26 protein-coding genes and 4 tRNA genes are annotated in these 26,370 nt (G+C 60.6%); 21 read left to right on the plus strand and 9 right to left on the minus strand.

The window, feature by feature from the left end; genetic code table 11:
• Nucleotides 1–37 precede the first annotated feature (37 nt).
• The 5 genes from ACIPZC_RS21505 to ACIPZC_RS21525 all read right to left on the minus strand — a co-directional run bounded on the left by ACIPZC_RS21505 (nt 38) and on the right by ACIPZC_RS21525 (nt 4,719).
• On the minus strand, nt 38–1,330 hold the full coding sequence (locus ACIPZC_RS21505; RefSeq protein WP_400629433.1) for a virulence factor family protein: 1,293 nt from the start codon (nt 1,328–1,330) through the stop codon (nt 38–40).
• The gene (mprF, locus tag ACIPZC_RS21510; RefSeq protein WP_400629435.1) at nt 1,330–3,972 is read right to left on the minus strand and encodes a bifunctional lysylphosphatidylglycerol flippase/synthetase MprF; all 2,643 of its coding nucleotides are present in this window, start codon (nt 3,970–3,972) and stop codon (nt 1,330–1,332) included. The genes ACIPZC_RS21505 and mprF overlap by 1 nt, the downstream gene beginning before the upstream one ends.
• Before the next feature lie 245 nt (nt 3,973–4,217).
• A tRNA-Met gene (locus tag ACIPZC_RS21515) sits at nt 4,218–4,294 on the minus strand.
• A gap of 135 nt (nt 4,295–4,429) precedes the next feature.
• Nucleotides 4,430–4,506 (minus strand) — tRNA-Met (locus ACIPZC_RS21520).
• Between the two features lie 136 nt (nt 4,507–4,642).
• Nucleotides 4,643–4,719 (minus strand) — tRNA-Met (locus ACIPZC_RS21525).
• 219 nt (nt 4,720–4,938) lie between these two features.
• Between ACIPZC_RS21525 and dinB the strand changes: the two genes are divergently transcribed.
• Nucleotides 4,939–5,997: a DNA polymerase IV gene (gene dinB, locus ACIPZC_RS21530; protein WP_241806130.1), complete on the plus strand. Its 1,059-nt coding sequence runs from the start codon at nt 4,939–4,941 to the stop codon at nt 5,995–5,997.
• 39 nt (nt 5,998–6,036) lie between these two features.
• Here dinB and ACIPZC_RS21535 read toward each other — a convergent pair whose 3' ends face one another.
• The 3 genes from ACIPZC_RS21535 to ACIPZC_RS21545 all read right to left on the minus strand — a co-directional run bounded on the left by ACIPZC_RS21535 (nt 6,037) and on the right by ACIPZC_RS21545 (nt 10,191).
• Complete coding sequence (locus tag ACIPZC_RS21535) at nt 6,037–6,990, minus strand: hypothetical protein (protein ID WP_400629437.1); 954 nt, start codon at nt 6,988–6,990, stop codon at nt 6,037–6,039.
• A 20-nt stretch (nt 6,991–7,010) separates the two neighbouring features.
• Nucleotides 7,011–8,726, minus strand: a complete 1,716-nt coding sequence (locus tag ACIPZC_RS21540) for a proline--tRNA ligase (RefSeq protein WP_267818156.1) — start codon at nt 8,724–8,726, stop codon at nt 7,011–7,013.
• A 160-nt stretch (nt 8,727–8,886) separates the two neighbouring features.
• Nucleotides 8,887–10,191 carry an OprD family porin gene (locus tag ACIPZC_RS21545; RefSeq protein ID WP_400629439.1) on the minus strand — a complete coding sequence of 435 codons (1,305 nt, stop codon included), beginning with the start codon at nt 10,189–10,191 and terminating at the stop codon, nt 8,887–8,889.
• Between the two features lie 760 nt (nt 10,192–10,951).
• On the opposite strand from ACIPZC_RS21545, the gene ACIPZC_RS21550 reads away from it, so the two are divergent.
• On the plus strand, nt 10,952–11,371 hold the full coding sequence (locus tag ACIPZC_RS21550) for an HIT family protein (RefSeq protein WP_400629441.1): 420 nt from the start codon (nt 10,952–10,954) through the stop codon (nt 11,369–11,371).
• A 1-nt stretch (nt 11,372) separates the two neighbouring features.
• Entirely contained in the window at nt 11,373–11,579 is a 207-nt protein-coding gene (locus ACIPZC_RS21555) for a SlyX family protein (RefSeq protein WP_039602955.1), read from the plus strand.
• Nucleotides 11,580–11,618: 39 nt separating this feature from the next.
• Here the strand turns inward: ACIPZC_RS21555 and ACIPZC_RS21560 are convergent, their stop codons facing one another.
• Nucleotides 11,619–12,212: a cold shock domain-containing protein gene (locus tag ACIPZC_RS21560; RefSeq protein ID WP_277818202.1), complete on the minus strand. Its 594-nt coding sequence runs from the start codon at nt 12,210–12,212 to the stop codon at nt 11,619–11,621.
• Nucleotides 12,213–12,495: 283 nt separating this feature from the next.
• On the opposite strand from ACIPZC_RS21560, the gene ACIPZC_RS21565 reads away from it, so the two are divergent.
• The 18 genes from ACIPZC_RS21565 to ACIPZC_RS21650 all read left to right on the plus strand — a co-directional run bounded on the left by ACIPZC_RS21565 (nt 12,496) and on the right by ACIPZC_RS21650 (nt 26,134).
• The gene (locus ACIPZC_RS21565) at nt 12,496–12,969 is read left to right on the plus strand and encodes a Dps family protein (protein WP_012315825.1); all 474 of its coding nucleotides are present in this window, start codon (nt 12,496–12,498) and stop codon (nt 12,967–12,969) included.
• A 189-nt stretch (nt 12,970–13,158) separates the two neighbouring features.
• Entirely contained in the window at nt 13,159–13,515 is a 357-nt protein-coding gene (locus ACIPZC_RS21570) for a ribbon-helix-helix domain-containing protein (protein ID WP_241805969.1), read from the plus strand.
• 53 nt (nt 13,516–13,568) lie between these two features.
• Nucleotides 13,569–13,790 (plus strand): FmdB family zinc ribbon protein, encoded by a 222-nt coding sequence (locus ACIPZC_RS21575; RefSeq protein ID WP_046787975.1) that lies wholly within the window; start codon nt 13,569–13,571, stop codon nt 13,788–13,790.
• A 95-nt stretch (nt 13,791–13,885) separates the two neighbouring features.
• A complete protein-coding gene (gene aspS / locus ACIPZC_RS21580; protein ID WP_241805970.1) occupies nt 13,886–15,661 on the plus strand; it encodes an aspartate--tRNA ligase in 1,776 nt (591 codons plus the stop codon).
• Between the two features lie 111 nt (nt 15,662–15,772).
• On the plus strand, nt 15,773–16,519 hold the full coding sequence (locus tag ACIPZC_RS21585; protein ID WP_012315821.1) for a YebC/PmpR family DNA-binding transcriptional regulator: 747 nt from the start codon (nt 15,773–15,775) through the stop codon (nt 16,517–16,519).
• A gap of 194 nt (nt 16,520–16,713) precedes the next feature.
• Nucleotides 16,714–17,238, plus strand: coding sequence for a crossover junction endodeoxyribonuclease RuvC (ruvC, locus tag ACIPZC_RS21590; protein WP_012315820.1), 525 nt, complete (start codon nt 16,714–16,716; stop codon nt 17,236–17,238).
• A 109-nt stretch (nt 17,239–17,347) separates the two neighbouring features.
• On the plus strand, nt 17,348–17,965 hold the full coding sequence (gene ruvA / locus ACIPZC_RS21595; RefSeq protein ID WP_241805971.1) for a Holliday junction branch migration protein RuvA: 618 nt from the start codon (nt 17,348–17,350) through the stop codon (nt 17,963–17,965).
• Entirely contained in the window at nt 17,962–19,008 is a 1,047-nt protein-coding gene (ruvB, locus tag ACIPZC_RS21600; RefSeq protein ID WP_241805972.1) for a Holliday junction branch migration DNA helicase RuvB, read from the plus strand. Before ruvA ends, ruvB begins: the two co-directional genes overlap by 4 nt.
• A gap of 125 nt (nt 19,009–19,133) precedes the next feature.
• On the plus strand, nt 19,134–19,586 hold the full coding sequence (gene ybgC / locus ACIPZC_RS21605) for a tol-pal system-associated acyl-CoA thioesterase (protein WP_241805973.1): 453 nt from the start codon (nt 19,134–19,136) through the stop codon (nt 19,584–19,586).
• Between the two features lie 2 nt (nt 19,587–19,588).
• Nucleotides 19,589–20,284, plus strand: a complete 696-nt coding sequence (tolQ, locus tag ACIPZC_RS21610) for a protein TolQ (RefSeq protein ID WP_010952367.1) — start codon at nt 19,589–19,591, stop codon at nt 20,282–20,284.
• Nucleotides 20,285–20,298: 14 nt separating this feature from the next.
• Nucleotides 20,299–20,751 (plus strand): protein TolR, encoded by a 453-nt coding sequence (gene tolR, locus ACIPZC_RS21615; protein ID WP_012315816.1) that lies wholly within the window; start codon nt 20,299–20,301, stop codon nt 20,749–20,751.
• Nucleotides 20,751–21,827 (plus strand): cell envelope integrity protein TolA, encoded by a 1,077-nt coding sequence (gene tolA, locus ACIPZC_RS21620; RefSeq protein WP_241805974.1) that lies wholly within the window; start codon nt 20,751–20,753, stop codon nt 21,825–21,827. Before tolR ends, tolA begins: the two co-directional genes overlap by 1 nt.
• Before the next feature lie 26 nt (nt 21,828–21,853).
• Nucleotides 21,854–23,125 (plus strand): Tol-Pal system beta propeller repeat protein TolB, encoded by a 1,272-nt coding sequence (gene tolB, locus ACIPZC_RS21625; RefSeq protein WP_267824068.1) that lies wholly within the window; start codon nt 21,854–21,856, stop codon nt 23,123–23,125.
• 54 nt (nt 23,126–23,179) lie between these two features.
• The gene (pal, locus tag ACIPZC_RS21630; protein WP_023381906.1) at nt 23,180–23,677 is read left to right on the plus strand and encodes a peptidoglycan-associated lipoprotein Pal; all 498 of its coding nucleotides are present in this window, start codon (nt 23,180–23,182) and stop codon (nt 23,675–23,677) included.
• 6 nt (nt 23,678–23,683) lie between these two features.
• The gene (gene ybgF, locus ACIPZC_RS21635; RefSeq protein WP_241805975.1) at nt 23,684–24,499 is read left to right on the plus strand and encodes a tol-pal system protein YbgF; all 816 of its coding nucleotides are present in this window, start codon (nt 23,684–23,686) and stop codon (nt 24,497–24,499) included.
• A 159-nt stretch (nt 24,500–24,658) separates the two neighbouring features.
• The gene (queE, locus tag ACIPZC_RS21640; protein WP_267818129.1) at nt 24,659–25,306 is read left to right on the plus strand and encodes a 7-carboxy-7-deazaguanine synthase QueE; all 648 of its coding nucleotides are present in this window, start codon (nt 24,659–24,661) and stop codon (nt 25,304–25,306) included.
• Nucleotides 25,307–25,322: 16 nt separating this feature from the next.
• Nucleotides 25,323–25,997 carry a 7-cyano-7-deazaguanine synthase QueC gene (gene queC / locus ACIPZC_RS21645; RefSeq protein WP_400629449.1) on the plus strand — a complete coding sequence of 225 codons (675 nt, stop codon included), beginning with the start codon at nt 25,323–25,325 and terminating at the stop codon, nt 25,995–25,997.
• A gap of 61 nt (nt 25,998–26,058) precedes the next feature.
• Nucleotides 26,059–26,134 (plus strand) — tRNA-Lys (locus tag ACIPZC_RS21650).
• Nucleotides 26,135–26,370 lie beyond the last annotated feature (236 nt).

Here is a 26,370-nt window from a genome sequence, read left to right on the forward strand (position 1 = left end):
GCCCGTGAGGGCCGCAATACGGCCCTCACTACGCTTCTCAGTGCTGTTCTGCCACGCTAGGCTTGCCCTGGCGTGTTTCAATTTCATCGATCAAGCGCTTGGCCAGCGCCGGATAGTTCTCGTCGAAGTGGTGCCCACCGGGCAGCTTCATGCGTTCGCCCACGGCAGTCTTGTCGGTGCAACCGCTTTCGTCGGCCTCTTCCACGCCATAGATGCATACCACTTTGGCCGCCGGCAGTTTCGCCATCTCCGGCCCGGTAGGTGCTTCCTGGCCTTCCTTGCCCAACCAGCCCTCAACCTCGATCTCGAAGCTGCCACTGCGGGCGAAGGCCAGCAGCATCACCGCATCGACACGTTGCTGGTCCTCGGCAGGCAGGCGATTGTAGATGGCCGGCAGCACGTCGGCACCGAACGAATAGCCGGTCAACACGAAGCGCTTGGTACCCCATTTCTGACGATAATGCTGCATCAGTGCCGACAGGTCGGCAGCGCTTTGCTCGGGTGTCTTGTGCTGCCAGTAGTAACGCAGGGTGTCTATGCCGACCACTGGGTAACCCAATTTGGCCATTTCACCGGCCACATCGCGGTCCAGGTCGCGCCAGCCACCATCGCCTGAGAGGAATAGGGTGACGGTATCGGTGGTTTGCCCGGCGGGCACTTCCACCACCGGGATAGCCAGCGCGTTACCATCGTGGCCCACCAAGGCCTGGGTCAGCTGCGCCTTGAGTACTTGTGGCAGGTGAATGTCGTAGTCGCTGATGCTGGTCTCGGCATTGCGTTGGTCGCGCACGAACGCGGCGCTGGCATCATCCGGGTTGTCGTTCCAGGCGACGCTCCAGTGGCCATGAGCGGCGGACTTGGGCAAGGCTGCAGTGCACCCGGGCTGCTCCATGTTGAAGTCGACGGAGATGGCTCGGGCCTTGTCGTCATTCTGTGTGGCCAGCCAACGCCATGCCTGGGTCGCACCAGGGCCGATACCGGCCACCAGGGTCGGTTTTTCGGCCAGCAAGGTCATGGCCTTGTCCATCGACTGCTGCTGGTGAGTGCAGTCCCCCGGCGGCAGGATGACCTGCACCAGCTGGGCCTCAGCGGCCTGGCTCAAGTCAAGCAACTGCTTGTCGGTCAGCGCCTGGTCCTGAGGCACGCCGATGGCCACCCAGGCCTTGGCGTGAACGCCCGGGGTAACGCGGGTGATGTGGGTGTCATTGACCGGCAGTTGCTCAAGGTGCGCCTCTGGGGCCGGACGGGCCCACAACCAGAAGGCGGTAGCCCCGGCCAATGCGGCCAGCAGCAGGGGTATCAGTAGGTACAGCCAGTAGCGTCGGATCATCAACGTTTCACCAATCCAGTCAGGCCGCCTGCAATCAGGGCGGCAGTGTCGGCCAGTGCCACCAGCGGGTCGAGCCCGGCCGGCACAGCCATGTAGCGGGGTTCCCAGTCCGGTTGGAACTTGTCCTTGAAGCGGCGTAGCCCCTGGAAGTTGTAAAGCTGTTCACCGCGACGGAACACCATCGAGCCCAGGCGCTGCGCCAGGGGGGCGCCGCGCCGGGGCTGCAAGCCGGAAAGCGGTACCATGCCCAGGCTGAACCGGCTGTAGTCATGGCTTTTGTAGTGCAGGATCAGGCCGATCATCATGAATTCCATGGTCAGCTTGGGTGCCTCGGGGTGGGCGCGCATCAGATCCAGGCTGGCCAGTTCGTGGCCGTGAGTCTCAAGCAGGTTGGCAAACGCCACGGGCCGGCCTTGGTAGCGAATCAGGGCGATGCGAAAATGCTGCAGATACTCAGGGCTGAAACGGCCCAGCGAGAAGCCCTTTTCGCGCACGTTCTTGCCGCCGAGCCAGGCATCCGAGATTTCCTTGAGCTCGGCCAGGGGGGCCTGGCCGGGTTCATGGATCTCCAGGCTCAAGCCATCGCGGCCGCCGCGGTTCCAGGTGTAGCGCAGGTCTTTCATCTCCTTGCCTTTGGCTTCGATGTCGAAGCGGCGCAAGTCGACTCGGGCCTCTTCGCCGAGCTTGAGTGCCGTCAGGCCGATGTCCATGTAAAACGGCAGATTCTCCGCGCGCACCTGGTAGAACACCGGGCGAGCATGGTGCAGGTCGCACAGGTCGCGGAATTGCCAGATCATCTCGGCGCGTTCCTGGGCCGGGCCGATCGGGTCGTACAGGGCTACCAGGCTGCGGCCCCGGCGCGCGTACATCAGGAAGGCGTTGTCATTGGGATGGAACAGCAGGGCCTTGTCACCGGTCAGGGCCAGGCCGCCGTCAGGTTGGTCGGAAGCCAGCAGGATGCGGTTGGCGCGCTGTATCTCCTCGTCGTCTGGCAAGTGGATGACCGGCCGGGCAGTGCGCAGCAACCAGGTCAGGGCCACGGCCAGCAACAGTATCGCGCTGCCCATCGCGGCGCGCAGGCCGCGTGGGGCATCGGCATCGAGGGTGAATTGCCACCACAGTTCATGGCTGTAGGGCACGTCTTGGTAGGCAAAAAGCAGCAGCCACACCGAAGCACCGACCACGCACGCACTTGCTGCCAGGAATACCGGTGAGAACGGCAGTTCCAACAGCCGGCTTGGGCGGTAGAACGAACGGCGGAACAACGCGAGCAGGGCTGCGGTGAAGGTCAGCAGCCAGGCCTCTTCCCAGTCGAAGCCTTTGAGCAACGACAGCAGTGCGCCAACCAGTAGCAGAACGGTAGTCAGCAGCCAAGCCGCAGAGAGGCGTCGGCGCAAGCCCTGGGCCAATAGCAGGCACAGCACGCCAATCAGGCTGGCACCGAAGTGCGAGGCATCTATAAGGCGGTGGGGTACCAGAAAGCCCATGTGTTCCAGGCGGGTGTCGATTTCTGGTGTGGCGCCAGAGAACAACAGCACCACGCCGGAGAGAAACACGAGGATCGCCAGGACCGGAGCGGCCAGCCCGGAGGCGGCCTTGAGCGCCTGCTGCGCAAACAGCAAGCGCCTGGCTTCGTTGGCCAGCAGCAGCACACAGGCCAGCAGCAATGGCAATACCACATAGATCAAGCGGTACAGTAGCAGTGCGGCGGCCAGTGGCGCGGCGCCCAGCTGATTGGCGAAGGCAGCGAGCAAGATCGCCTCGAACACCCCGACGCCGCCAGGCACATGGCTAAGTACACCGGCAGCCAGGGCCAGCAGATACACCAGCACGAACGCGCCGAACGGAGGGGCTTCTGGGAGCAGCAGGTAAAGGACCGTCGCGGCGGCGGCTACATCCAGCGCGGTGATGACCAATTGCAGCGCTGCCAGGCGTGCGCCGGGCAGGCGCAGCGTCCGGCGGCCCAGTTGTACCAGCAGGCTGTCTGGCAACGGCTGCTCTGCCAGGCGTCGGCGATACAGGCCGGCCACCAGTAATGCACTCAGTACCAGCACGCCGATAGCGACTGCGGCCATTACAGAGGCGGGCAGGTGCAGGGCGGCAGCCGCCGCTGGCAAGTTGCTCAAGGTGGCCAGGGCTGCCAGGGGGGGCAGGGCACAGCCCAAGGAAAGGCTGGCGAACACTGTCATGCGCGCGACTTCGGCGGCCCCCAGGCCTTCTCGAGAATACAGGCGATAGCGCACCGAACCGCCCGAGAGCATCGACAGGCCAATGGCGTTACCAATGGCAAATGCGCTGAAACCGCCCAGCAGAAGCGTACGCCGGGGCAACTTCACGGCGGCGTAGCGGCTGGCCGACCATTCGTACCCCAGCATGATCAGAAACCCGATTGTCGCCGCGAGTAGTGCGCCGACCAGCGAGCGGGTGGGCACGCTGAGCATCGCATCGTGCAGTGCATAGATATCCAGTTCGCTGAGCAAGTGTCGGCAGGCAATCAGTGCCATCGCGAACAGCACCAGGGTGACTGCCAGGGTGATGGGTTGGCGATAGCGGCTCACCCGCTCCAGCCACGGCAAACGCTGCGCAGCCGTGGGCAGGGTTGAGGCGAGTGGGGCCTGGGCTTCTAGGGTGCGGTCTGTCATGAGTTACCCCGGGCAAGCAGCGCGAGGTAGGGGGATGGTGCGGCCAAGTGAATCTCCCTGTGGAAACGTATCCAGATATTACTCCGGGCAACGTGACTTTCAGTCCTTTGGGAGGGTTAAAGATAGTTCATCCAGCAAGTGGCGCCGCAAAGCCAAGGCTCGCTACGGGGCCGGGATTTTTCAGGAGGGTAAAAACAACAAACCCCGCGCTGCTGTTACACAGGCGGGGTTTGTTCTGACGAATATGGTTGCGGGAGCCGGATTTGAACCGACGACCTTCGGGTTATGAGCCCGACGAGCTACCAGACTGCTCCATCCCGCGTCAGAGGTGCGCATTCTACAGCGTTGACTGCGGCGGTCAAGCATTACTTTTGGTTGGTCAATAACTTACGGGTGGCCTGCTTTTCGAAGGCAAAAGAAAAAGGCCACTGCGTTAACAGTGGCCTTTTCTCGAATCTGGTTGCGGGAGCCGGATTTGAACCGACGACCTTCGGGTTATGAGCCCGACGAGCTACCAGGCTGCTCCATCCCGCGCCTGTGGAAACGAATTCTACAGTGAACGTGCGCGGTGTCAAGCGTTACTTATTGATTTGCTTACGTTTTCAACCAAAGACTATTTTTAGGGCAAAAGAAAAAGGCCACTGCGTTAACAGTGGCCTTTTCTTGAATCTGGTTGCGGGAGCCGGATTTGAACCGACGACCTTCGGGTTATGAGCCCGACGAGCTACCAGGCTGCTCCATCCCGCGCCTGTGAGATCGAATTCTACGGATTTAACGCCCACTGTCAAGCTTTTCGTTCAAAAAACCTTTTTCGTTCAAACCCTTAGCCCTTCGATAAGGCAGGCAACTCAGTCGCTCTGCGGCTTTCAGGCCAATTGTCGAGTGCACCTCTGCGTTGGCTGTCTCGCTGACAGAGCATGCGGTACTATCTGTATGAATTTACAGTGCTGACGGTCATCCATGTCTTTGCGCAAGATCATTCACATCGACTGCGATTGTTTCTACGCCGCGATCGAGATGCGTGATGACCCGCGCCTGGCCGGTCGCCCCATGGCCGTGGGTGGCTCCCCGGACCATCGTGGGGTGATCGCCACCTGCAATTATGAAGCGCGTGCCTATGGGGTGCGCTCGGCCATGTCATCGCGCCATGCACTGAAGCTTTGCCCTGACTTGTTGATCGTCAAACCGCGTTTCGAGGCCTACCGCGAAGCATCACGTGAGATTCACGGCATCTTCCGCGACTACACCGACCTGATCGAGCCATTGTCGCTGGATGAGGCCTACCTGGATGTCAGCGACAGCCAGTGGTTTGCCGGCAGCGCTACGCGCATCGCCGAAGATATTCGCAGGCGTGTCGCGCGCACCTTGCACATCACCGTCTCGGCTGGGGTGGCGCCAAACAAGTTCCTGGCCAAGATTGCCAGTGACTGGCGCAAGCCCAATGGTCTTTTCGTGATTACGCCCGATCAGGTGGAAGCTTTTGTCGCCGCATTGCCCGTTGCCAGGCTGCATGGTGTCGGCAAGGTCACTGCAGACAAGCTTGCTCGGTTGGGTATCGACACCTGCCTGGACCTGCGTGACTGGTCGCGGCTGGCGCTGGTGCGGGAATTCGGCAGTTTCGGTGAACGCCTATGGGGGCTGGCGCGGGGGGTCGATGATCGCGCCGTGCACAACGATAGCCGTAGGCAGTCAGTAAGCGTGGAGAACACCTATGACACGGATCTGCCGGACTTGGCCAGTTGTCTGGAGCGCTTGCCTGAACTGCTGGTCAGCCTGAATGAACGGATCGCTCGTATGGACAGCAGCTATCGGCCGGACAAACCTTTCGTCAAGGTCAAATTCCATGACTTCAGCCAGACAACCCTGGAGCAGGCAGGGGCGGGTAGGGACCTGGACAGCTATAGGCAGTTGCTACGGCAAGCATTCGCCCGCGGTGGCAAGCCGGTTAGGTTGCTAGGGGTAGGGGTGAGGTTGCGCGACTTGCGCGGGGCTCACGAGCAGTTGGAATTGTTCGCAGACGAATGAAAGAAGGGCTGCACTGCAGCCCCTCTGTTATTACTGTGATTACTGTGCGCCTGGGTCAGCCACCAACCGGCCGGTGGCCTTGGTCAGTGCCTGCACAAACTCCTGTTGCAGCTCCGGATCGTTGCGGGTCAGCTCGATCAAGCTCTGCTCCATTTCGCTGGCTTCCTCTTCCAGGCCTAGCTCCGACAGGCGCTTCACCCGGTGTACCCACTGGCCGACATCGTCGTCTTCCAGGTCGTCGAAAATCAGCTGATGGGCTTCACGCAGCTTGTTGCGCAGGGTGGCGCTGACCAGCAGGCTGGCGTCGCCCCGTACAGCGTTGTCTTCATCGACCACCTGCAGGTGCAGGGTGCCGACGTGGTTCAGGTGCTGCTCCGAGAAAGGGCTGTCCAGCAGGTTCAGGCGTAGCACGCCGTTTCTGTCGGTTGTCAGCGCGTGGGTCATCTTGCCGGCCTTGACCTCGACCAGGCGCTCACTCCAGGGCAGGCTGGTGAACTCCTCGCGTTTGTCCTTTTGCACTTCACTGATCCCTGCCAGGTTCTGTTGGGCGCGACCGTTGGACTGCACGTTCATGAACGGGTTGAGCCCGGCGACGCCATAGCTGAGCCAGTCGTGCGTCATGCTCTCAGGCAGGTTGCCCAATGCAAAAACGTTGACCACGTTGGCGCCTGCACCGGCCACTACCGCCACCGCGCCCAGTGGGATTTCGTAGATCTCCCGCCAGGGTTGGTAGGGCGTATAGCGGTCATAGCGGCGGGTAACTTCGAACTCGGTGACTTCGAAGCGCCTCTGTTCATTGATGCGTACACGTCGCTGCGGAAGCTCCATCACCTTGGGCTCGCCGACATCAATCTGCAGTGTGTGTTCGAGCAGCTTGCGCTCGACGCGCTCCTCATGCTCGCTGCGCTGGGACATCTGGTTCGCGCAGCCGCTGAGGAACAGGGCGCCGCACAGTGCGGCGCCCCCCAGGGTAAAGGTACTTCGCTTGGACATGATCACTCGTGCATTGATTATCAGCGGCGAACGCGGGCCTGCAGGAAGGTCAGCACTTCATTGAGTGGCAGCGCTTGAGCATCCTGTTCGGTGCGGTGCTTGTATTCCAGGTTACCATCGGCCAAGCCGCGGTCGCTGACGACAATGCGGTGCGGAATACCAATCAGCTCCATATCGGCGAACTTGATGCCAGGGCTGGTCTTCTTGTCGCGGTCGTCCAGCAGCACTTCGAAGCCTGCGGCCGTCAGTTCGGCGTACAACTTGTCGGTGGCCTCGCGAACCACGTCGGTTTCGTAGCGCAGTGGTACCAGGGCAATCTGGAATGGCGCCAGGGCGTCGTTCCAGATGATGCCTTTGTCGTCATGGCTCTGCTCGATGGCGGCGGCGACCACGCGGGATACGCCGATGCCGTAGCAACCCATGGACAGCACGACCGGCTTGCCGTTTTCGCCCAGTACCTGGCACTTGAGCGCCTCGCTGTACTTGGTGCCGAGCTGGAAGATGTGGCCCACTTCGATGCCGCGCTTGATCACCAGCGTACCCTGGCCATCCGGGCTCGGGTCGCCCTCGACGACGTTGCGCAGGTCGGCAACCTGTGGGACCGGCAGGTCGCGCTCCCAGTTGACGCCGAAGTAGTGCTTGTCGTCGATGTTGGCACCGATGCCGAAGTCGCTCATCAGGGCAACCGAACGGTCGATGATGATTTCCAGTGGCAGGTTGAGTGGGCCGAGGGAGCCGGCGCCGGCACCAATCGCATCGCGCAGCTCGGCTTCGGTAGCCATGACCAATGGGTCGGCAACCTGCTCGAGCTTGGTAGCCTTGATTTCGTTCAGTTCGTGGTCGCCACGTACGATCAGGGCAATCAGCTTGCCTTCTTCCGCGCCGCGCACGATCAGGGTCTTGACGGTCTTCTCGATCGGCAAGCCGTGGTTCTCGACCAGCTGGGCGATGGTCTTGGCCTCTGGCGTATCGACCAGGCGCAGCTCCTCGGTTGGTGCTGGGCGCACGGTCTCACGCGGGATGGCTTCGGCTTTCTCGATATTGGCAGCGTAGTCGGAGCTGTCGCTGAAGATCACATCGTCTTCGCCAGACGATGCCAGCACATGGAACTCATGCGAGTAGCTGCCGCCGATGGAGCCGGTGTCGGCCTGCACTGGACGGAAATCCAGGCCCAGGCGGGTGAAGATGTTGGAGTACGCCTGGTGCATGCGGTCGTAGGTTTCCTGCAGGGAAGCCTGGTCGGCATGGAAGGAATAGGCGTCCTTCATGATGAATTCGCGGCCACGCATCAAGCCGAAGCGCGGGCGGATCTCGTCACGGAACTTGGTCTGGATCTGGTACAGGTTGAGCGGCAGCTGTTTATAGCTGGACAGCTCGTTACGGGCCAGGTCGGTGATGACTTCTTCGTGGGTCGGGCCTACGCAGAAATCGCGCTGGTGGCGATCCTTCAGGCGCAGCAGCTCGGGGCCATACTGTTCCCAGCGGCCGGATTCCTGCCACAGTTCGGCGGGCTGGATGCTGGGCATCAGCACTTCCAGGGCGCCGGCGGCGTTCATTTCCTCGCGCACCACGGCTTCGACCTTGCGCATGACCCGCAAGCCCATCGGCAGCCAGGTGTACAGGCCGGAAGCCAGCTTGCGGATCATGCCGGCACGCAGCATGAGCTGATGGCTGATGACCACTGCGTCGGCAGGGGTTTCTTTCTGGGTGGCGAGCAAATATTGACTGGTGCGCATGGTTAGCCGTGTCGATTGCCTAAGACATTGAAATGACCCCGCATTGTACGGGGGCGAAACGAAGGCGTACAGGATGCCCCAGGGCGGGGTAATTGTCAGCCAAGAAAAAGCCCGGCGAGCGTGCCGGGCTTTTTCAGGTGCGGGGCACTATAAGCGTGGCTTACAGGATGCTCAGCGGGTACTCGACGATCAGGCGCAGGTCGTTGTTGTCTGAGGCGTACTCGGCTTCGTACGCATCGTTGGCGCGATACACTGCATAGCGTACGCGGAACGACAGATCTTTGGCCGGGCCTTCCTGAATCACGTACTTGGACTCAACGTTCAGTTCGTGTTCCTTGCCTTCGGTGTTCGCCGCAGTCTCGATGTTGTCACCGTAGACGTAACGGGTCATGAAGCTCAGTCCTGGTACACCATAGGAGGCCATGTTCAGGTCGTAGCGTGCTTGCCAGGACTTTTCTTCGCGGCCTACGAAGTCGGAAATCTGGATGGAGTTGGACAGGAAAACTGTGCCGTTACCATCGACGCCGTAAAGATAGCCGGTGTCGCCACTGGAGCGTTGGTAGGCCAGTGTGAATTTGTGACCGCCCAGGCTGTACGCGGCTGCAAGGCTCCAGATTTTGTTGTCAAGCTCGCCGTATAGGGCTTGGCCCTGGTCTTTGGTGCGGTAGCCGTTGAGGTCGAAGTTCAGGGCTTGTGTATCATCAATCGGCAGGTTGTAGTTCAGGTTGATGTACTGCTTCTTGAAGTAGTCATCAACATCAGAGGCAGCCAGGGTGCCGATGAAGTTGTCATTGAAGGAGTAGGTAGCACCGAGGATGTTCGCTGAGGTCAGCCCTGGCGTGTGTTTGCCGTTGATGCTGTCCTTGCCCATGCCGGTCTGCGAGCTCAGCGCGGTGAACCGACCAGCGGAAAGCTCCAGACCTTTGATTTCCTTGCTGGTGATCAAGGTGCCTTCGGCTACTTCCGGCAGCAGACGGCTGTCATCGGTTGCGAATACTGGGCTGGCCACGAACTGGCGGCCGTATTTCAGAGTGGTGTCGGAAAGGCGGAACTTGACGGCTGCGCCCCCCTTGCCCTGCGAGTCTTCCGGGTGGCCGTCGCTGTCGGTGCGGAACAGGCCATTGCCTGCTGTGCCCTGACCGCCATCGAATTTGACGCTGCCCATCGCCAGGACATCCAGACCTACACCGATGGTGCCTTGGGTGTAACCGGACTCAAAGACGCCGAGCAGCGATGCGCCGCTATCCTCGCGGTGACCGCTCTTGAAGCCGCTGGACTTGCTTGCGTCAGCAATGTTGCCTGCGCCGTGTTTGAAGTCGCGGTTCATGTACATGGCGCGGGTCTTCAAATTGAACGAGCTGTCTTCGATGAAACCCTTGGATTCGTCCTGTGCAGAGGCAAAGGCCAGCTGCGAGGTCCCTGCCGAAACGGCCAGGGCGATCATGCTCCACTTCATCACGCGCATCGTGATTTGCTCCTTTGGTTTTTAGGAAGAGTACCGCTGCGCCCAAGTCTTTTAGTTATATGGGGCAGCTCTTTCTTGTTATGTCGGCGGAAATGTATAGCACGCAGACTGTTGTTGGCGATATGGGCATATACAACGTTTCGCGAAGTTTACGGCCATGTCGCTTTCAGGTATTTCCATGTCGCAAATCACGTCCCGGAATTCCGAGCCGTACAACGCCAGCGCTGTTCCTGTCACCGTAACGATTCTGTAACTATCGATTTCGGTTGGGGAAACTCCCTGGTGGATCCAAAGCGGCTGTTGTTATTTGTTGCGTCCATCGCTTTATGCAGATGTCGTGCCGACTTGATGTGAGAAGAATGCAACAAGCGTGCTCAAAATTAACAACGGTTCATGAAATTTTCACAAATGCCGCTCACGTGGCCGGAAAATGCCCGTAAACACGGGGCGGCTGGCGGCTGATGGCGTATCTGGCAGCAGCCCGCCCGCAAATTAAAAACCTGCCTTGCAAGTCAATGTGTTACCGCTCGCTGTTCAAGTTGAGTCATTTGTGTGTGTGAAAGCGCAGTGGTGTACTCGTTTGCGGCCTCATTTTGGTGCGAAAAGTAGCGGAGTGTTACCGCGCCTGTGCAGGCTGAAGCGATTCCTGTGCAATAAGGGTGCAGTCTGGGGGCGTGCAGCATGCTTGCGTGGGCGAAGCAGAGTATCCTTGCGCCATAGACCCGCATGCCGGGCCCCTTTTCGTTGGTGGAGGTTTTCAGTGTTTGAGATGGATTTGCGTTTGCAGCAGGACTCTTTGGTTCTTGGAGACTTTCCGCTGTGCCGTCTGCTGCTTAGCAAGGATGCCAACTACCCTTGGTTCATTCTGGTGCCCAAGCGTGCCGGCGTGAGCGAACTGTTCGACCTGAGCCCGGACGATCAGGCGCAGTTGTGGAAAGAAACCACCTGCCTGGCCGAAGCACTCAAAACGGAGTTCGCGGCGGACAAAATGAACGTTGCCACGCTGGGTAATGTGGTCAGCCAACTGCACATGCATGTGATTGTCCGTCGCCATGGGGATGCCGCCTGGCCGGCGCCGGTCTGGGGCAAGGTGCCCGCTGTCGAATACGGGCCGGGGCAGGTCGATGCCATTCGCCAGCGCTTGCGCGTCCTGCTCGATGACACATATGAGGAGGCCTGACATGTCGCCGGAATCGCGCATAGTCGAATTGGAAACCCGTCAGGCGTTTCAGGACGACACCATTCAGGAGCTCAATGATGTGGTGGTCGAGCAGGGGCGGGTGATTCAGCGCCTGCAGTTGCAGATGGCCGAGTTGATCAAGCGTTACGAGGAAATGGTCGGGCAGTATGGCAGTGAGGGCGAGGAAGCGCCGCCGCCTCATTACTGATGGGTGCCAGCCCTGGGCTTGCCCCAGGGCTGCACAGGGTCAGCGGCGGGATACCGCGACCACGTCTTCGGCCTGCAGGCCCTTGTCGCGGTGCATTACCGAGAACTCCACACGCTGGCCTTCGACCAGGATGCGATGGCCTTCGCCACGAATGGCGCGAAAGTGGACGAAGATATCGTCACCCGAATCGCGGGAAATGAATCCAAAGCCTTTAGAGGTGTTGAACCACTTCACCGTGCCGGTATCGCGCGTGCCGGTCTCCTGCGGCGCGCCTTGGCTGGGTCGGTTTTTTCTGGGGCTACGGGCCAGGCCTGCAGCCAGGTGCAGAATGACCGCGAGGCCTGCGCAGACCAAGGCCGCCAGGTTGCCCATTTCGGGGCGGGCCAGCAAGGTCAGGGTTTGCAGTACCACGGCCACCACCAGCAAGGCGCAGGCCAGATGCTGCAATTGCTGGCGGGCGCCGCGGTAATACAGCGGCACGACAGGTGCCAGCAGCAGGTTGAGCAGGCCGAGCAGGGCAAGGTAGACCGCGTCCGGTTGCTGCAGGAAGGGAGTTGCGTCGTTTTTCAGGCTGGGTATGAGCGATAGCAGCAAAGCTGCAGCGCCCGTCAACAGATGGACGATCTTGAACATGGGGTTGGCTCGCAATTGATAAGGCCGATCACAGGAAGAGCTGGCGGCATGGTGCGCATGAGGTGTAGGGCGCGAACACATGGTGAGCCAGCCTATGCACCCGGCAATAACAGCACGCACGGGTGGCACAGTGCCTATTTAACAGCAAACGCGGGGCCTTCTCAAACCGCAGGTGGCTGCTGGCGATGAGTTGCCCTGTGTCATGGGCGCGTGGCGCGAAGTATTGATACAGTGTGTGGGGCCCGCTTGATCATCATCAAGCCATATGAAAAAGGGGAACTTCATGGCAATCGATATCGGTATCAGTGAAGAAGATCGCAAGTCCATCGTCGAAGGGCTGTCCCGTCTGTTGTCGGATACCTATGTGCTGTATCTGAAAACCCACAACTTTCACTGGAACGTCACCGGTCCTTCGTTCCGTACCCTGCACCTGATGTTCGAAGAGCAATACAACGAGCTGGCGCTGGCCGTTGATTCCATCGCCGAGCGGATTCGCGCCCTGGGCTTCCCGGCGCCGGGTTCCTATGCTTTTTACGCACGGCATTCTTCCATCAAGGAAGAGGAAGGGGTGCCCGCAGCGGACGAGATGATCCATCAGCTTGTCCAGGGGCAGGAGGCGGTCGTGCGTACCGCCCGCAGTATTTTCCCGGTAGTGGACAAGGTCAGTGATGAGCCAACTGCCGATCTGCTGACCCAGCGTATGCAGGTGCACGAAAAGACTGCATGGATGCTGCGGGTACTGCTTGACGGTAAATGATCAGCCGCTTGTATGAAAAGCGGCCTGCAAAGCCCGGTCGAGTGAAGCTCACCGGGCTTTTTCGTTTGTGCGGGAAGGCTTTGCCGCTGCTTTGCGCCCGGCCGCACGCGCTTCATTGAGCCTCTGGTTCCTGCATCCGTGCCTGTCTTGCGGTGCAGGGGAACATACCTGTGGCGAGGATGTGGGCGCATGATGCAAGCGAGCAAGCGTGGAGTAGGCAAAGGCCGCTGCCTGGGCAGGCAAAGCATTGATCCGTTCAAGGCGGATTTCGACATGATGCAGATTCAGCCGGTATCGCGCTCGGTCCGGCTCAACGGTTTTTCCACCTGCTTGCGCCTGGAGGCAGTCTATTGGCGCATCCTCGAGCGCATCGCAGAGGCCAATGAGTGCTCCGTCAGTGCCATACTTTCCTATGTGGATCGTGAAGTGCACCTGCGCCAGGGCGGGGTACGCAACTTCAGCGGCCTGGTGCGGGTGATCTGTGTTGCGTGGTTGCAGGACGCTGATCGCCAGGCGGGCTGCGCAGTGCCTGTTAACCATATATAATCCCGCTTTTTGCTGCCCCGGGCAGCCAGCGTAATGGTTGACGAGAGACACCCATGCCCCTTTATGACTATCAATGTGCATCCTGCGATCACCGGATGGAAGCGTTGCAGAAGATCAGTGCAGCGCCGCTGACCGACTGTCCGGCCTGCCAGGCGCCGGCATTGAAGAAACTGTTGTCGGTCCCTGGATTTCGCCTGAGCGGTAGCGGCTGGTACGAAACCGACTTCAAGACCGGGGCTAAAAAGAATCTGGCAGGCGGCGACAAGGCCGACTGAGTTGAATTGCAGTAGCCGGGTCTTGCAGTATTAGCCCCCTGGGGCGGCCAAGGCCTCCATCGAATACACGAATCACGAGAAGCGAAACCACCATCATGATGCGCAGCCATTATTGCGGCCAACTGAACGAGAGCCTGGACGGCCAGGAAGTCACCCTTTGCGGCTGGGTCCATCGTCGCCGCGACCACGGCGGGGTGATCTTCCTCGACATACGTGACCGCGAGGGCATGGCCCAGGTCGTCTTCGATCCCGATCGCGCCGAAACCTTCGCTGCGGCCGACCGCGTGCGCAGCGAATACGTGGTGCAGATCACCGGCAAGGTGCGCAAGCGCCCCGAGGGCGCGGTGAATGCCAACATGGCTTCCGGTGCCATCGAAATCCTCGGTTACCAGCTCAACGTGCTCAACGAAGCTGAAACCCCGCCGTTCCCGCTGAACGAATACTCTGACGTCGGCGAGGAAACCCGCCTGCGCTACCGCTTCATCGATCTGCGTCGCCCGGAAATGGCCGACAAGCTGCGCCTGCGTTCGCGCATCACCAGCAGCATTCGTCGCTTCCTGGACGAAAATGGCTTCCTCGACGTCGAAACGCCGATCCTCACCCGCGCAACGCCAGAAGGCGCGCGTGACTATCTGGTGCCCAGCCGTACCCACGCTGGTAGCTTCTTCGCGCTGCCGCAGTCGCCTCAGCTGTTCAAGCAGCTGCTGATGGTCGCCGGCTTCGACCGCTACTACCAGATCGCCAAATGCTTCCGTGACGAAGACCTGCGCGCTGACCGTCAGCCGGAATTCACCCAGATCGACATCGAGACCAGTTTCCTCGATGAATCCGAGATCATGGGCCTGACCGAGAGCATGATCCGCAAGCTGTTCAAGGAAGTGCTGGACCTGGAATTCGGCGAATTCCCGCACATGACCTTCGAAGAAGCCATGCGCCGCTACGGTTCCGACAAGCCAGACCTGCGTAACCCGCTGGAACTGGTTGACGTCGCCGACCAGCTCAAAGATGTCGACTTCAAGGTCTTCGCAGGCCCGGCCAACGATCCGAAGTGCCGCGTTACCGCACTGCGCCTGCCCGGTGGCGCCAGCATGCCGCGCAGCAAGATCGACGAGTACACCAAGTTCGTCGGCATCTACGGCGCCCGTGGCCTGGCGTACATCAAGGTCAACGAGCGCGCCAAAGGCGTCGAAGGCCTGCAGTCGCCGATCGTCAAGAACATCCCTGAAGCCAACCTCAACGTGATCCTCGATCGCGTAGGTGCCGTAGACGGCGACATCGTGTTCTTCGGTGCCGACAAGTTCAAGGTCGTCAGCGAGGCCCTGGGCGCGCTGCGTATCCGCCTGGGCCACGACTTCGAACTGCTGACCTGCGAGTGGGCGCCGATGTGGGTCGTCGACTTCCCGATGTTCGAAGAGAACGAAGACGGCAGCTTCACCGCCCTGCACCACCCGTTCACCGCGCCCAAGTGCACCCCCGAAGAGCTCGAGGCCAACCCGGCCACCGCGCTGTCGCGTGCCTACGACATGGTGCTGAACGGCACCGAACTGGGTGGCGGTTCGATCCGTATCCACCGCAAAGAGATGCAACAGGCGGTGTTCCGCCTGCTGGGTATCGAAGCGGCAGAACAGGAAGAGAAGTTCGGCTTCCTGCTCGACGCCCTGAAGTTCGGTGCTCCGCCTCACGGTGGCCTGGCCTTCGGTCTGGACCGCCTGGTCATGCTGATGACCGGTGCCCAGTCGATCCGTGAAGTGATTGCCTTCCCGAAAACCCAGAGCGCCGCGTGCGTGATGACTCAGGCGCCTGGTTTGGTTGATGCCAAGGCCCTGCGCGAGCTGCATATCCGCCTGCGCGAACAGACCAAGGTCGAGTAAGCGGACCCCGGGCGCATCCAGATGGATGCGCCTTTGCGTTTCGGCGCAGGAATTTGTCGTTGCGCCCCTCTCGGGGCGCAATTGTTTGTGTTTCAAGAGTTTGGAGTCGTTATGGCTGGTCATTCCAAGTGGGCGAACATCAAGCACCGCAAAGAGCGCCAGGATGCCAAGAGAGGCAAGATCTTCACCAAGTGGATCCGTGAGCTGACCGTCGCTGCCAAGCAGGGCGGTGGTGACCCGGCTTCCAACCCGCGCTTGCGCCTGGCGCTGGACAAGGCCCTGGGTGCCAACATGAGCCGCGATATCATCGATCGCGCAGTGGCCCGTGGTGCCGGCACCAACGAAAGCGATAACGTTGAAGAGCTGAGCTACGAGGGTTACGGCCCGGGCGGGGTGGCGATCATGGTCGAGGCCATGACCGACAACCGCAACCGTACCGCAGCCGCTGTGCGGCATGCTTTCACCAAGTGTGGCGGCAACCTTGGTACCGATGGCTCGGTGGCCTACCTGTTCGAGCGCAAGGGGCAGATCAGCTTTGCGCCGGGCGTGGACGAAGATGCGCTGATGGAGGCCGCCATGGAAGCCGACGCCGACGATGTGGTGGCCAACGAAGATGGCTCGTTCGAGGTGTTCACCTCGTTCAACAGCTTCTATGCCGTGCGTAACGCCTTGGAAGAGGCCGGCTTCAAGGCCGCAGACGCGGAAATCGTCATGCAGCCGACCACCAGTGCCGAGCTGGATCAGGAGGGCGCGGAGAAAGTGCTCAAGCTGATCGACATGCTCGAAGACCTGGATGATGTGCAGAACGTCTATTCCAATGCACAGATTTCCGACGAGATCATGGAAAAACTCGGCTAAGGTGTCGCCAGCAAGGTTGTAATTGGGGCCGCTGGGCGGCCCATCGCCGGCAGGCCTGCTCCTGTAGTCAAGCGCACCCCTCAAGCGTTGCGCTGCATCTGTGGGAGCAGGCTTGCCGGTGATGGGCTGCGCAGCGGCCCCAATAGCCTTGAATTGAGCTCAGGCTTTCAAGCACCCCCTACACGAAAGGCGTTATGACTCTGATTCTTGGTATCGACCCCGGCTCGCGCATCACCGGTTATGGCGTTGTGCGCCAGACTGCCCGTGGTTGCGAGTACGTGGCGTCGGGTTGTATCCGAACCGGCAGCGGCGAGCTGCACGAGCGCCTGCAGATCGTTTTTCGCGGTGTCAGTGAAATCATTGCCCAACATGGCCCCGTGACCATGGGTATCGAGCGCGTGTTCATGGCGCGCAACCCTGATTCGGCCCTCAAACTTGGCCAGGCACGCGGCGCGGCCATCGTCGCCGCCGCCGAGGCCGGCCTGGAAATCGCCGAATACAGTGCGACTCAGGTCAAACAGGCCGTGGCCGGCACTGGCGGGGCTAACAAGGAACAGGTGATGCTGATGGTCATGCACCTGCTCAAGCTGACCCAGAAACCACAGATCGATGCCTCTGATGCCCTGGCGATTGCCCTGTGCCATGCCCATACCCGTTCCAGCCTGGTGCCGCACGGCCTGGCCACGGCGCGGCGGCGCGGTGGGCGCTTGCGTCTGTAGCTGCTTCATGAGCTGATACACATTTTGTCAGGGTGGCGCGTTCACCCGACGTATTTGCTGATAGGGTTGAGCGGTCTTTGATCGGCTCCCCGAGAGGAAGGATCGAAACGTGATTGGACGTTTGCGCGGCACCCTGGCGGAAAAGCAACCGCCGCACCTGATTATCGACGTCAATGGCGTGGGTTATGAGCTTGAAGTGCCCATGACCACCCTGTACCGCCTGCCGAAAGTCGGCGAAACGGTCACCGTGCATACCCATCTGGTGGTGCGCGAAGATGCCCACCTGCTCTATGGCTTTCATGAAAAGCGCGAGCGCGAACTGTTCCGCGAGCTCATCCGGCTCAATGGCGTGGGCCCGAAGCTGGCGCTGGCCTTGATGTCGGGCCTTGAGGCCGACGAACTGGTGCGTTGCGTCCAGGCCCAGGACACATCGGCGCTGGTGCGTGTGCCTGGTGTGGGCAAGAAGACCGCCGAGCGCTTGCTGGTCGAGCTCAAGGACCGCTTCAAGGCCTGGGAAACCTCACCGGCCATGTTCACGCTTGTTTCGGATGGGCCGGTGCCGGTCAGCAGCGCCTCCAGCGCCGAGGCCGATGCCGTCAGCGCCCTGGTTTCTTTGGGCTACAAGCCGCAGGAAGCCAGCAAGGCAGTGTCCGCGATCAAGGACAAGGCCGGGCTGAGCAGTGAGGAGCTGATCCGTCGCAGCCTCAAAGGGATGATTACCAAGTGATCGAAGCCGACCGCCTGATTGCCGCCAGTGGCCGCGACCGCGAAGAAGTCCAGGACCGTGCCATCCGCCCGCTGCGCCTGGACGAATACATCGGCCAGCCGGTGGTGCGCGAGCAGATGGCGCTGTTCATCCAGGCTGCCCGCGGTCGCAACGAATCGCTCGACCACACGCTTATCTTCGGTCCGCCAGGCCTGGGCAAGACCACGTTGGCCAATATCATCGCCCAGGAAATGGGCGTATCGGTCAAGAGTACCTCGGGGCCGATTCTCGAACGCCCGGGCGACCTGGCGGCCATGCTGACCAACCTCGAACCGCATGACGTACTGTTCATCGACGAGATTCACCGGCTGTCACCGGTTGTCGAGGAGGTGCTGTATCCGGCCATGGAGGACTTCCAGCTCGACATCATGATCGGTGAAGGCCCCGCTGCCCGCTCGATCAAGCTCGACCTGCCGCCCTTCACCCTTGTGGGGGCCACGACCCGCGCCGGCATGCTCACCAACCCGCTGCGCGATCGCTTCGGTATCGTCCAGCGCCTTGAGTTCTACAGCGACAAGGACCTGGCGACCATCGTCAGCCGGTCGGCCAATATTCTGGGGCTGGTCATCGAGGACCAGGGGGCTTACGAGATCGCCCGCCGTGCCCGCGGCACGCCGCGTATCGCCAACCGTTTGCTGCGCCGCGTGCGTGACTATGCCGAGGTGCGCGGCAAGGGGCAGATTACCAAGGCGGTGGCCGACATGGCGCTCAACCTGCTGGACGTCGACGAGCGTGGCTTCGACCATTCCGACCGCCGCCTGCTGCTGACCATGATCGAAAAGTTCGATGGCGGCCCGGTGGGCGTGGATAACCTGGCGGCAGCGATCAGCGAAGAGCGTCATACCATCGAGGATGTGCTCGAGCCTTATCTGATTCAGCAGGGTTACATCATGCGCACGCCGCGCGGGCGCGTGGTCACCCGCCATGCCTACCTGCACTTTGGCCTGAACGTTCCCGGGCGCTTGGGTGAGGGGGCAGAATTTTCCGAAGCAGGCGATGAATGACAGATCGAAACCCGCTTTTCGTGGTCCTACCGCTGGCATGCCTCAGGTGCGCTGGCAATGCGACATTAATGAAGAAAAAACAGTTGCTGCAGCGGATTGGCAAGCTGAGGAGTAAGCACTAGAGTATGCGCGCGCAAAATGGCCTGGAACCTTTCGCTCACCGCTGTCGCGTCTATTACGAAGATACCGATGCCGGTGGCGTGGTGTATTACGTCAATTATCTGAAATTCATGGAGCGCGCGCGGACCGAGCGCCTGCGGCATCTGGGGTTTTCCCAGCAGCAACTGGCCGGCGAGAACCTGTTGTTCGTGGTCCATTCGAGCGAAGCGCGCTATCACGCGCCGGCGCGCCTGGACGACGAACTTCGAGTGACCGCGCACGTACTTGAACTCAATCGCGCCAGCCTGCGTTTCGTGCAGCAGGTCTGGCGGGAAAAGGATGAAACGCTGCTCTGCGAAGGGCAGTTCCTGGTGGCCGCCGTGCGCGCCGACACTTTCAAACCCCGAGCCATACCCCCCAAGCTGCGCGACGCCTTTGTGGCGGACGGCTCGGGTACTCAATCGAATGCAGGAGAATAAGCGTGGAAGCTAACGTCGTCGACCATACCTCCATGTGGAGTCTGGTCAGCAATGCCAGCGTGGTGGTACAGCTGGTAATGCTGACCCTGGTGGCCGCCTCGGTCACCTCATGGATCATGATCTTCCAGCGCAGCACCATGCTGCGCGCCGGTCGTCGTGCGCTGGATGCCTTCGAGGAACGCTTCTGGTCGGGTATCGACCTGTCCAAGCTGTACCGTCAGGCAGGCAGCAACCCGGACCCGGATTCGGGCGTTGAGCAAGTGTTCCGTGCCGGCTTCAAGGAGTTCTCTCGCCTGCGCCAGCAGCCGGGTGTGGACCCCGACGCGGTCATGGAAGGCGTTGGCCGGGCCATGCGCGTAGCCATCTCGCGTGAGGAAGAAAAACTCGAGCAGAGCTTGCCGTTCCTCGCCACTGTCGGTTCCACCAGCCCGTACATCGGTCTGTTCGGTACCGTCTGGGGCATCATGAACTCCTTCCGCGGCCTGGCCAGCGCCCAGCAGGCGACCCTGGCCACCGTGGCCCCGGGTATCGCCGAAGCGCTGATCGCTACCGCAATCGGTCTGTTCGCGGCAATCCCGGCGGTTATCGCCTACAACCGTTTCGCCGCACGCAGCGAAGTGCTGATCGGTCGTTACTACACCTTCGCCGACGAGTTCCAGGCGATCCTGCACCGCAAAGTGCACACCAGCGAAGAGTAATCAGGTACAAACCCATGGCCCGAGTTCGCCACAAACGCAAGCCGGTCGCCGAGATGAACGTGGTGCCCTACATCGACGTGATGCTGGTGCTGCTGGTCATCTTCATGGTGACGGCTCCCATGCTCAATCAGGGCGTGAAGGTCGACCTGCCCAAGGTTTCCAGCGAAGCCTTGCCGCAGGACAACAATGTCCAGATCCTGACCATCTCCATCAAAGCCGACAAGACGTATTACTGGAACCTGGGCAGCGAAGTCGATACCGACAAGCAGATGGACAAGGCCATGACCTTGCCCGAAATGACCAGTGCAGTGACCAAGATCATTGCCGCCGGTCGCGACCAGGGCAAGCAGACCCAGGTCTTCATTCGTGGCGACAAGGCTGTCGACTACGGCGCGGTCATGGGTGCCATGGGCGGGTTGCAGAAGGCCGGTGTCGGTAACGTTGGCCTGATTACCGAGGCGCCCTGATGCAACAGCGAGAGCCATCCGCCTCGGAAAGCTACTTCTGGCCCAGTGTCTGGGCCATCGGCCTGCATGTGCTTGTGTTCGCATTGCTGTTCGTCAGTTTTGCCATGACGCCAGAATTGCCGCCTTCCAAGCCGATCGTTCAGGCTACGCTGTATCAGCTCAAGTCCAAGAGCCAGGCGACCACCCAGACCAATCAGAAGATTGCCGGGGAAGCGAAGAAAACCGCCGCGCGTCAGACCGAAGTCGAGCAGCTGGAACAGAAGAAGGTCGAGCAGGAGGCCGTGAAGGCCGCGGAACAAAAGAAAGCCGATGCCGCTCAAAAGGCCGAAGAGGCTCGCGAAGCTGCTGAGGCGAAGAAGGCAGAAGACGCTGCCAAGGCCGCCGAAGCCAAGAAAGCCGCCGAAGCCAAAAAGGCCGACGAGGCGAAAAAGGCCGCTGAAAAGCAGCAGGCCGACATCGCCAAGAAAAAGGCTGAGGAAGAGGCCAAGAAGCAGGCTGCCGAAGAGGCCAAGAAACAAGCCGCCGAGGATGCCAAGAAGAAGGCAGCCGAGGAGGCCAAGAAGAAAGCAGCCGAGGACGCCAAGAAAAAAGCGGCGGCCGAGGAAGCGAAGAAGAAGGCAGCTGAAGAGGCCAAGAAAAAGGCCGCTGCAGATGCCCAGAAGAAAAAGGCACAGGAAGCGGCCCGCAAGGCGGCAGAAGACAAGAAAGCCCAGGCCCTGGCCGAGCTGTTGTCTGATTCCACCGAGCGGCAGCAGGCGCTGGCCGACGAGCAGGGTGACCAGGTGGCCGGCGATTTCGACGACCTGATCCGCATGCGAGCGGCCGAAGGTTGGGCGCGTCCCCCTTCAGCGCGCAAGGGCATGACGGTAGTCCTGCAGATCAACATGCTGCCCGATGGCACCATCACCAATGTCAGCGTGTCGCGCTCCAGTGGTGACGGCCCGTTCGACAGTTCGGCGGTGGCAGCGGTCAAGAACATCGGTCGTCTGACCGAAATGCAGGGCTTGAAGCCGAACGAGTTCAATCCGTATCGTTCGTTCAAGATGACATTTACACCTGAGGATCTAGCGTTGTGATTAAACTCCTTCGAGGACTGCTGGTCATGCTGTGCTGCGTGGCAGGCATGGCCATGGCAGAGGAAAAGAACATCCTGGTCACCAGCGGCAGCGATCGGGCAACGCCCATCGCGGTAGTGCCGTTCGGTCTGCAGGGTGGCAGCGTGCTGCCGGAAGACATGGCCGATATCATTGGTAATGACCTGCGCAACTCCGGCTACTACGCGCCCATTCCGCGGCAGAACATGATCAGCCAGCCTACCCAGGCCAGCGAAGTGATCTTCCGTGACTGGAAAGCCCTGGGCGCCCAGTACGTGATGGTCGGCAGCATCGTACCGTCGGGCGGCCGCCTGCAGGTGCAGTACGCGCTGTTCAACGTCGCCACCGAGCAGCAAGTGCTGACCGGCAGCGTTGCCGGTAGCGTCGACCAGCTGCGCGACATGTCGCACTACATTGCCGACCAGTCGTTCGAGAAGCTCACCGGTATCAAGGGTGCGTTTTCCACCCGCATGCTGTACGTGACCGCCGAGCGCTTCTCGACCAACAATACCCGCTACACCCTGCAGCGTTCGGACTACGACGGTGCGCGTGCAGTGACGTTGCTGCAGTCGCGTGAGCCTATCCTGTCGCCGCGTTTCGCCCCGGATGGCAAGCGTATCGCCTATGTCTCGTTCGAGCAGAAGCGTCCGCGCATTTTCATCCAGCACATCGACACAGGCCGCCGTGAACAGGTGACCAACTTCGAAGGCCTCAACGGCGCGCCTGCCTGGTCGCCGGATGGTTCGCGCCTGGCGTTCGTGCTGTCCAAGGACGGTAACCCGGACATCTACGTGATGAACGTGGCTTCGCGCCAGATCAGCCGTGTCACTGCCGGCCCAGGTATCAATACCGAGCCGTTCTGGGGCAAGGATGGCAACACCCTGTATTTCACCTCCGACCGTGGCGGCAAGCCGCAGATCTACAAACAGTCGGTCAGTGGCGGAAGCGCCGAGCGTGTGACGTTCGTGGGTAACTACAACGCCAACCCGAAGCTTTCGGCGGATGAAAAGACGCTGGTAATGATCCATCGTCAGCAGGGTTTCACCAACTTCAAAGTGGCGGCGCAAGACTTGCAAAGAGGAAGTGTAAAGATTCTCTCGGAAACAAGTCTTGATGAGTCTCCCACTGTTGCGCCAAACGGCACCATGCTAATCTACGCCACCCGCCAGCAGGGCCGGGGAGTCTTGATGCTCGTGTCGCTTAATGGCCGCGTGAGGCTCCCACTTCCTACCGCTCAAGGCGAAGTCAGAGAACCGTCCTGGTCCCCTTACCTGAACTGATCGCGGCGTAATACGTTTTGCTTAACACACTGGGGTTTCATTAGGAGTTTCACGATGGAAATGCTGAAGTTTGGTAAATTTGCTGCGCTGGCTCTGGCCATGGCTGTAGCTGTAGGTTGCTCCTCCAAGGGCGGTGACAACGCTGGCGAAGGCGCTGTCGATCCTAACGCTGGCTACGGTGCCAACACTGGCGCTGTTGACGGTTCCCTGAGCGAAGAAGCCGCCCTGCGCGCAATCACCACCTTCTACTTCGAATACGACAGCTCGGACCTGAAGCCAGAAGCCATGCGCGCTCTGGACGTTCACGCCAAGGACCTGAAGGCCAACGGCAACCGCGTTGTTCTGGAAGGCAACACCGACGAGCGCGGTACTCGCGAGTACAACATGGCTCTGGGCGAGCGTCGTGCCAAGGCCGTTCAGCGCTACCTGGTTCTGCAGGGCGTTTCCCCTGCTCAGCTGGAACTGGTTTCCTACGGCGAAGAGCGTCCAGTTGCCACCGGCAACGACGAGCAGTCCTGGGCTCAGAACCGCCGCGTAGAACTGCGTAAGTAAGTTCTTATGCGTATGTGCCGTCGTGCTGTGACCGTCCTCGCACTCAGCCTTCCGCTTTCGGCGTGGGCTGCGGTTCCTGTAGTAGATGACAACGCAGGTGCTTATCCACCTTCGGGTTATGGCACGAGCGGCGCCTATGCCGGGGCAGGGGCTTCGACCCCTGCCTCAGCACAGGGCCAGCTGTTCATGCAGCTGCAACAGATGCAGGACCAGATATCCCGCCAGCAAGGCATCATCGAAGAGCTGCAAAACGATGTCGCCCGCATGAAGCAGGAAAGCCTGGAGCGTTACCAGGATCTGGACCGCCGCATCAACAGTGGTGGCGCGCCTGCCGCGACCCCCGATAATTCCTCTACCGGTGGTGCACCCGATGCCGCCGCCGGTGCAGCAGCAGGCGCCGCTGGCGCCGCTGCACAGCAGCCGGCCGCCAACAGCGAGCCGGGTGATCCGGCGAAAGAAAAGCTCTATTACGATGCGGCTTTCGACCTGATCAAGCAGAAGGACTTCGACAAGGCCAGCCAGGCGTTCGCCGCCTTCCTGCGCAAGTACCCGAACAGCCAGTACGCAGGCAACGCCCAGTACTGGTTGGGTGAGGTGAACCTGGCCAAGGGTGACCTGCAAAGTGCCAGTCAGGCTTTTGCCCAGGTCAGCCAGAAGTATCCCAAGCACAGCAAGGTACCGGACTCCCTGTACAAGCTGGCCGACGTCGAGCGCCGCATGGGCCATACCGACAAGGTCAAGGGCATCCTGCAGCAAGTCATTACCCAGTACCCCGGCACCTCCGCCGCACAGCTGGCGCAGCGTGACCTGCAGAAGCTCTAAGTAACACCGTTCAAAAGAAACCCGCGCCAGTCGCGGGTTTTTTCGTTAGAATCAGTGCCCTTTTTCTTAAACACGCTGCTGCGGATAACGCCATGTCGAGTCCGCGACAGTGCCTGACGGAGGCGGACAGCCTGTTTAGCTGTCACGCCCGTGGCGATCATGCAAGACACATTACGCATCACCGAAATCTTTTACTCTTTGCAGGGTGAAACACGCACGGCTGGGCTGCCCACGGTATTCGTGCGCCTGACCGGTTGCCCCCTGCGCTGTCAATATTGCGACAGTGCCTACGCCTTCAGTGGCGGTACTGTGCGTAGCCTCGATTCGATCATGGAGCAGGTGGCCGGCTTCAAGCCACGTTATGTCTGCGTAACGGGCGGCGAACCCCTGGCTCAGCCAAATGCCTTGCCGCTGCTGCAGCGTCTGTGCGATGCGGGCTATGAGGTTTCGCTGGAAACCAGTGGTGCCCTGGACATCTCGGCTACCGATGTGCGCGTCAGCCGCGTGGTGGACCTCAAGACCCCGGGCTCCGAAGAGTCCCACCGCAACCTCTACGAAAACATCGAGCACCTGACCCGCAATGACCAAGTCAAGTTCGTCATCTGCTCGCGTGAGGACTATGACTGGGCGGTGTCCAAGCTGATTCAGTACAACCTCGCCGAGCGAGCCGGCGAGGTGCTGTTTTCGCCAAGCCATCACCAGGTTAAGGCCAGTGATCTGGCCGACTGGATCGTTGCCGACAACCTGCCCGTGCGTTTCCAGCTGCAGCTGCACAAGCTGCTGTGGAACGACGAACCCGGACGTTGATTAGGAGCAAAAGCACATGACTGAGAAACGCGCAGTAATCCTGCTGTCCGGCGGCCTGGACTCGGCCACTGTCGTCGCCATGGCCAAAGCTGAAGGCTATAGCTGCTACACCATGAGCTTCGATTATGGCCAGCGCCATCGTGCTGAATTGAACGCTGCGGCGCGGGTCGCCAGTGACCTTGGCGTGGTCGAGCACAAAGTCATCGGCTTGAACCTCGATGGCATAGGTGGTTCGGCGCTGACTGACAGCAGCATCGATGTACCGGAAGCCCCGGGCGAGGGCATTCCGGTGACCTACGTGCCGGCGCGCAATACCGTGTTCCTGTCCTTGGCCCTGGGCTGGGCAGAAGTGCTGCAGGCGCGCGACATCTTCATCGGTGTCAATGCCGTGGACTACTCGGGCTACCCCGATTGCCGACCTGAGTTCGTCGAAGCGTTCGAGCGCATGGCCAACCTCGCTACCAAGGCCGGTGTCGAGGGGCAGGGCTTCCGTATTCAGGCGCCTCTGCAGAACATGAGCAAGGCGCAGATCGTACAGGCCGGTATGGCCCGTGGTGTGGACTACAGCCTGACAGTGTCCTGCTACCAGGCCGACGATGACGGGCGTGCCTGTGGCAAGTGCGACAGCTGTCGCCTGCGCGCCGATGGCTTCAAGGCTGCCGGTGTAGACGACCCAACCCGTTATTGTTGAAAAAAGTTTTGATGGGGTGTTGATTTCTCGTTAGAAATCAGTATTATACGCGCCATCCAACGGGTCGTTAGCTCAGTTGGTAGAGCAGTTGGCTTTTAACCAATTGGTCGTAGGTTCGAATCCTACACGACCCACCATTATTCACAACGGTTCGTGAGTGCTAGAGAGGGGGGCTTGCCACAGCCATGTCTAGTCTTGCAGCCGTCTGGAGCGAACCTTAGGCTCGCTTCGGCGTGATGTCAATATGGAATAGCCCGCCACTTATGGCGGGCTTTTTCGTTGTGCGCCAGGCATGGCGCGTTGCGCGTCAGCGCAACCCGCTTGGCTGTGGTGGCCGAGTGGGTGACTTGGAGGTGAAAGTCCTCTACACACC

Origin of the sequence: Pseudomonas sp. NPDC089743 (assembly GCF_044748785.1) — a bacterium.
GTDB classification, from domain to species: domain Bacteria; phylum Pseudomonadota; class Gammaproteobacteria; order Pseudomonadales; family Pseudomonadaceae; genus Aquipseudomonas; species Aquipseudomonas putida_X.

Coding starts and splice junctions, on each gene's coding strand:
- queC (WP_400629449.1), top strand. CDS start 25,323: ATGACTGAGAAACGCGCAGTAATCCTGCTGTCCGGCGGCCTGGACTCG.
- ACIPZC_RS21555 (WP_039602955.1), top strand. CDS start 11,373: ATGTCGCCGGAATCGCGCATAGTCGAATTGGAAACCCGTCAGGCGTTT.
- pal (WP_023381906.1), top strand. CDS start 23,180: ATGGAAATGCTGAAGTTTGGTAAATTTGCTGCGCTGGCTCTGGCCATG.
- mprF (WP_400629435.1), bottom strand. CDS start 3,972: ATGACAGACCGCACCCTAGAAGCCCAGGCCCCACTCGCCTCAACCCTG.
- tolA (WP_241805974.1), top strand. CDS start 20,751: ATGCAACAGCGAGAGCCATCCGCCTCGGAAAGCTACTTCTGGCCCAGT.
- ACIPZC_RS21570 (WP_241805969.1), top strand. CDS start 13,159: ATGATGCAAGCGAGCAAGCGTGGAGTAGGCAAAGGCCGCTGCCTGGGC.
- ACIPZC_RS21535 (WP_400629437.1), bottom strand. CDS start 6,990: ATGTCCAAGCGAAGTACCTTTACCCTGGGGGGCGCCGCACTGTGCGGC.
- ybgF (WP_241805975.1), top strand. CDS start 23,684: ATGCGTATGTGCCGTCGTGCTGTGACCGTCCTCGCACTCAGCCTTCCG.
- ACIPZC_RS21585 (WP_012315821.1), top strand. CDS start 15,773: ATGGCTGGTCATTCCAAGTGGGCGAACATCAAGCACCGCAAAGAGCGC.
- ACIPZC_RS21560 (WP_277818202.1), bottom strand. CDS start 12,212: ATGTTCAAGATCGTCCATCTGTTGACGGGCGCTGCAGCTTTGCTGCTA.
- ACIPZC_RS21505 (WP_400629433.1), bottom strand. CDS start 1,330: ATGATCCGACGCTACTGGCTGTACCTACTGATACCCCTGCTGCTGGCC.
- ybgC (WP_241805973.1), top strand. CDS start 19,134: ATGCGCGCGCAAAATGGCCTGGAACCTTTCGCTCACCGCTGTCGCGTC.
- tolB (WP_267824068.1), top strand. CDS start 21,854: ATGCTGTGCTGCGTGGCAGGCATGGCCATGGCAGAGGAAAAGAACATC.
- ACIPZC_RS21545 (WP_400629439.1), bottom strand. CDS start 10,191: ATGCGCGTGATGAAGTGGAGCATGATCGCCCTGGCCGTTTCGGCAGGG.
- ruvC (WP_012315820.1), top strand. CDS start 16,714: ATGACTCTGATTCTTGGTATCGACCCCGGCTCGCGCATCACCGGTTAT.
- tolR (WP_012315816.1), top strand. CDS start 20,299: ATGGCCCGAGTTCGCCACAAACGCAAGCCGGTCGCCGAGATGAACGTG.
- aspS (WP_241805970.1), top strand. CDS start 13,886: ATGATGCGCAGCCATTATTGCGGCCAACTGAACGAGAGCCTGGACGGC.
- ACIPZC_RS21565 (WP_012315825.1), top strand. CDS start 12,496: ATGGCAATCGATATCGGTATCAGTGAAGAAGATCGCAAGTCCATCGTC.
- queE (WP_267818129.1), top strand. CDS start 24,659: ATGCAAGACACATTACGCATCACCGAAATCTTTTACTCTTTGCAGGGT.
- ACIPZC_RS21575 (WP_046787975.1), top strand. CDS start 13,569: ATGCCCCTTTATGACTATCAATGTGCATCCTGCGATCACCGGATGGAA.
- ACIPZC_RS21540 (WP_267818156.1), bottom strand. CDS start 8,726: ATGCGCACCAGTCAATATTTGCTCGCCACCCAGAAAGAAACCCCTGCC.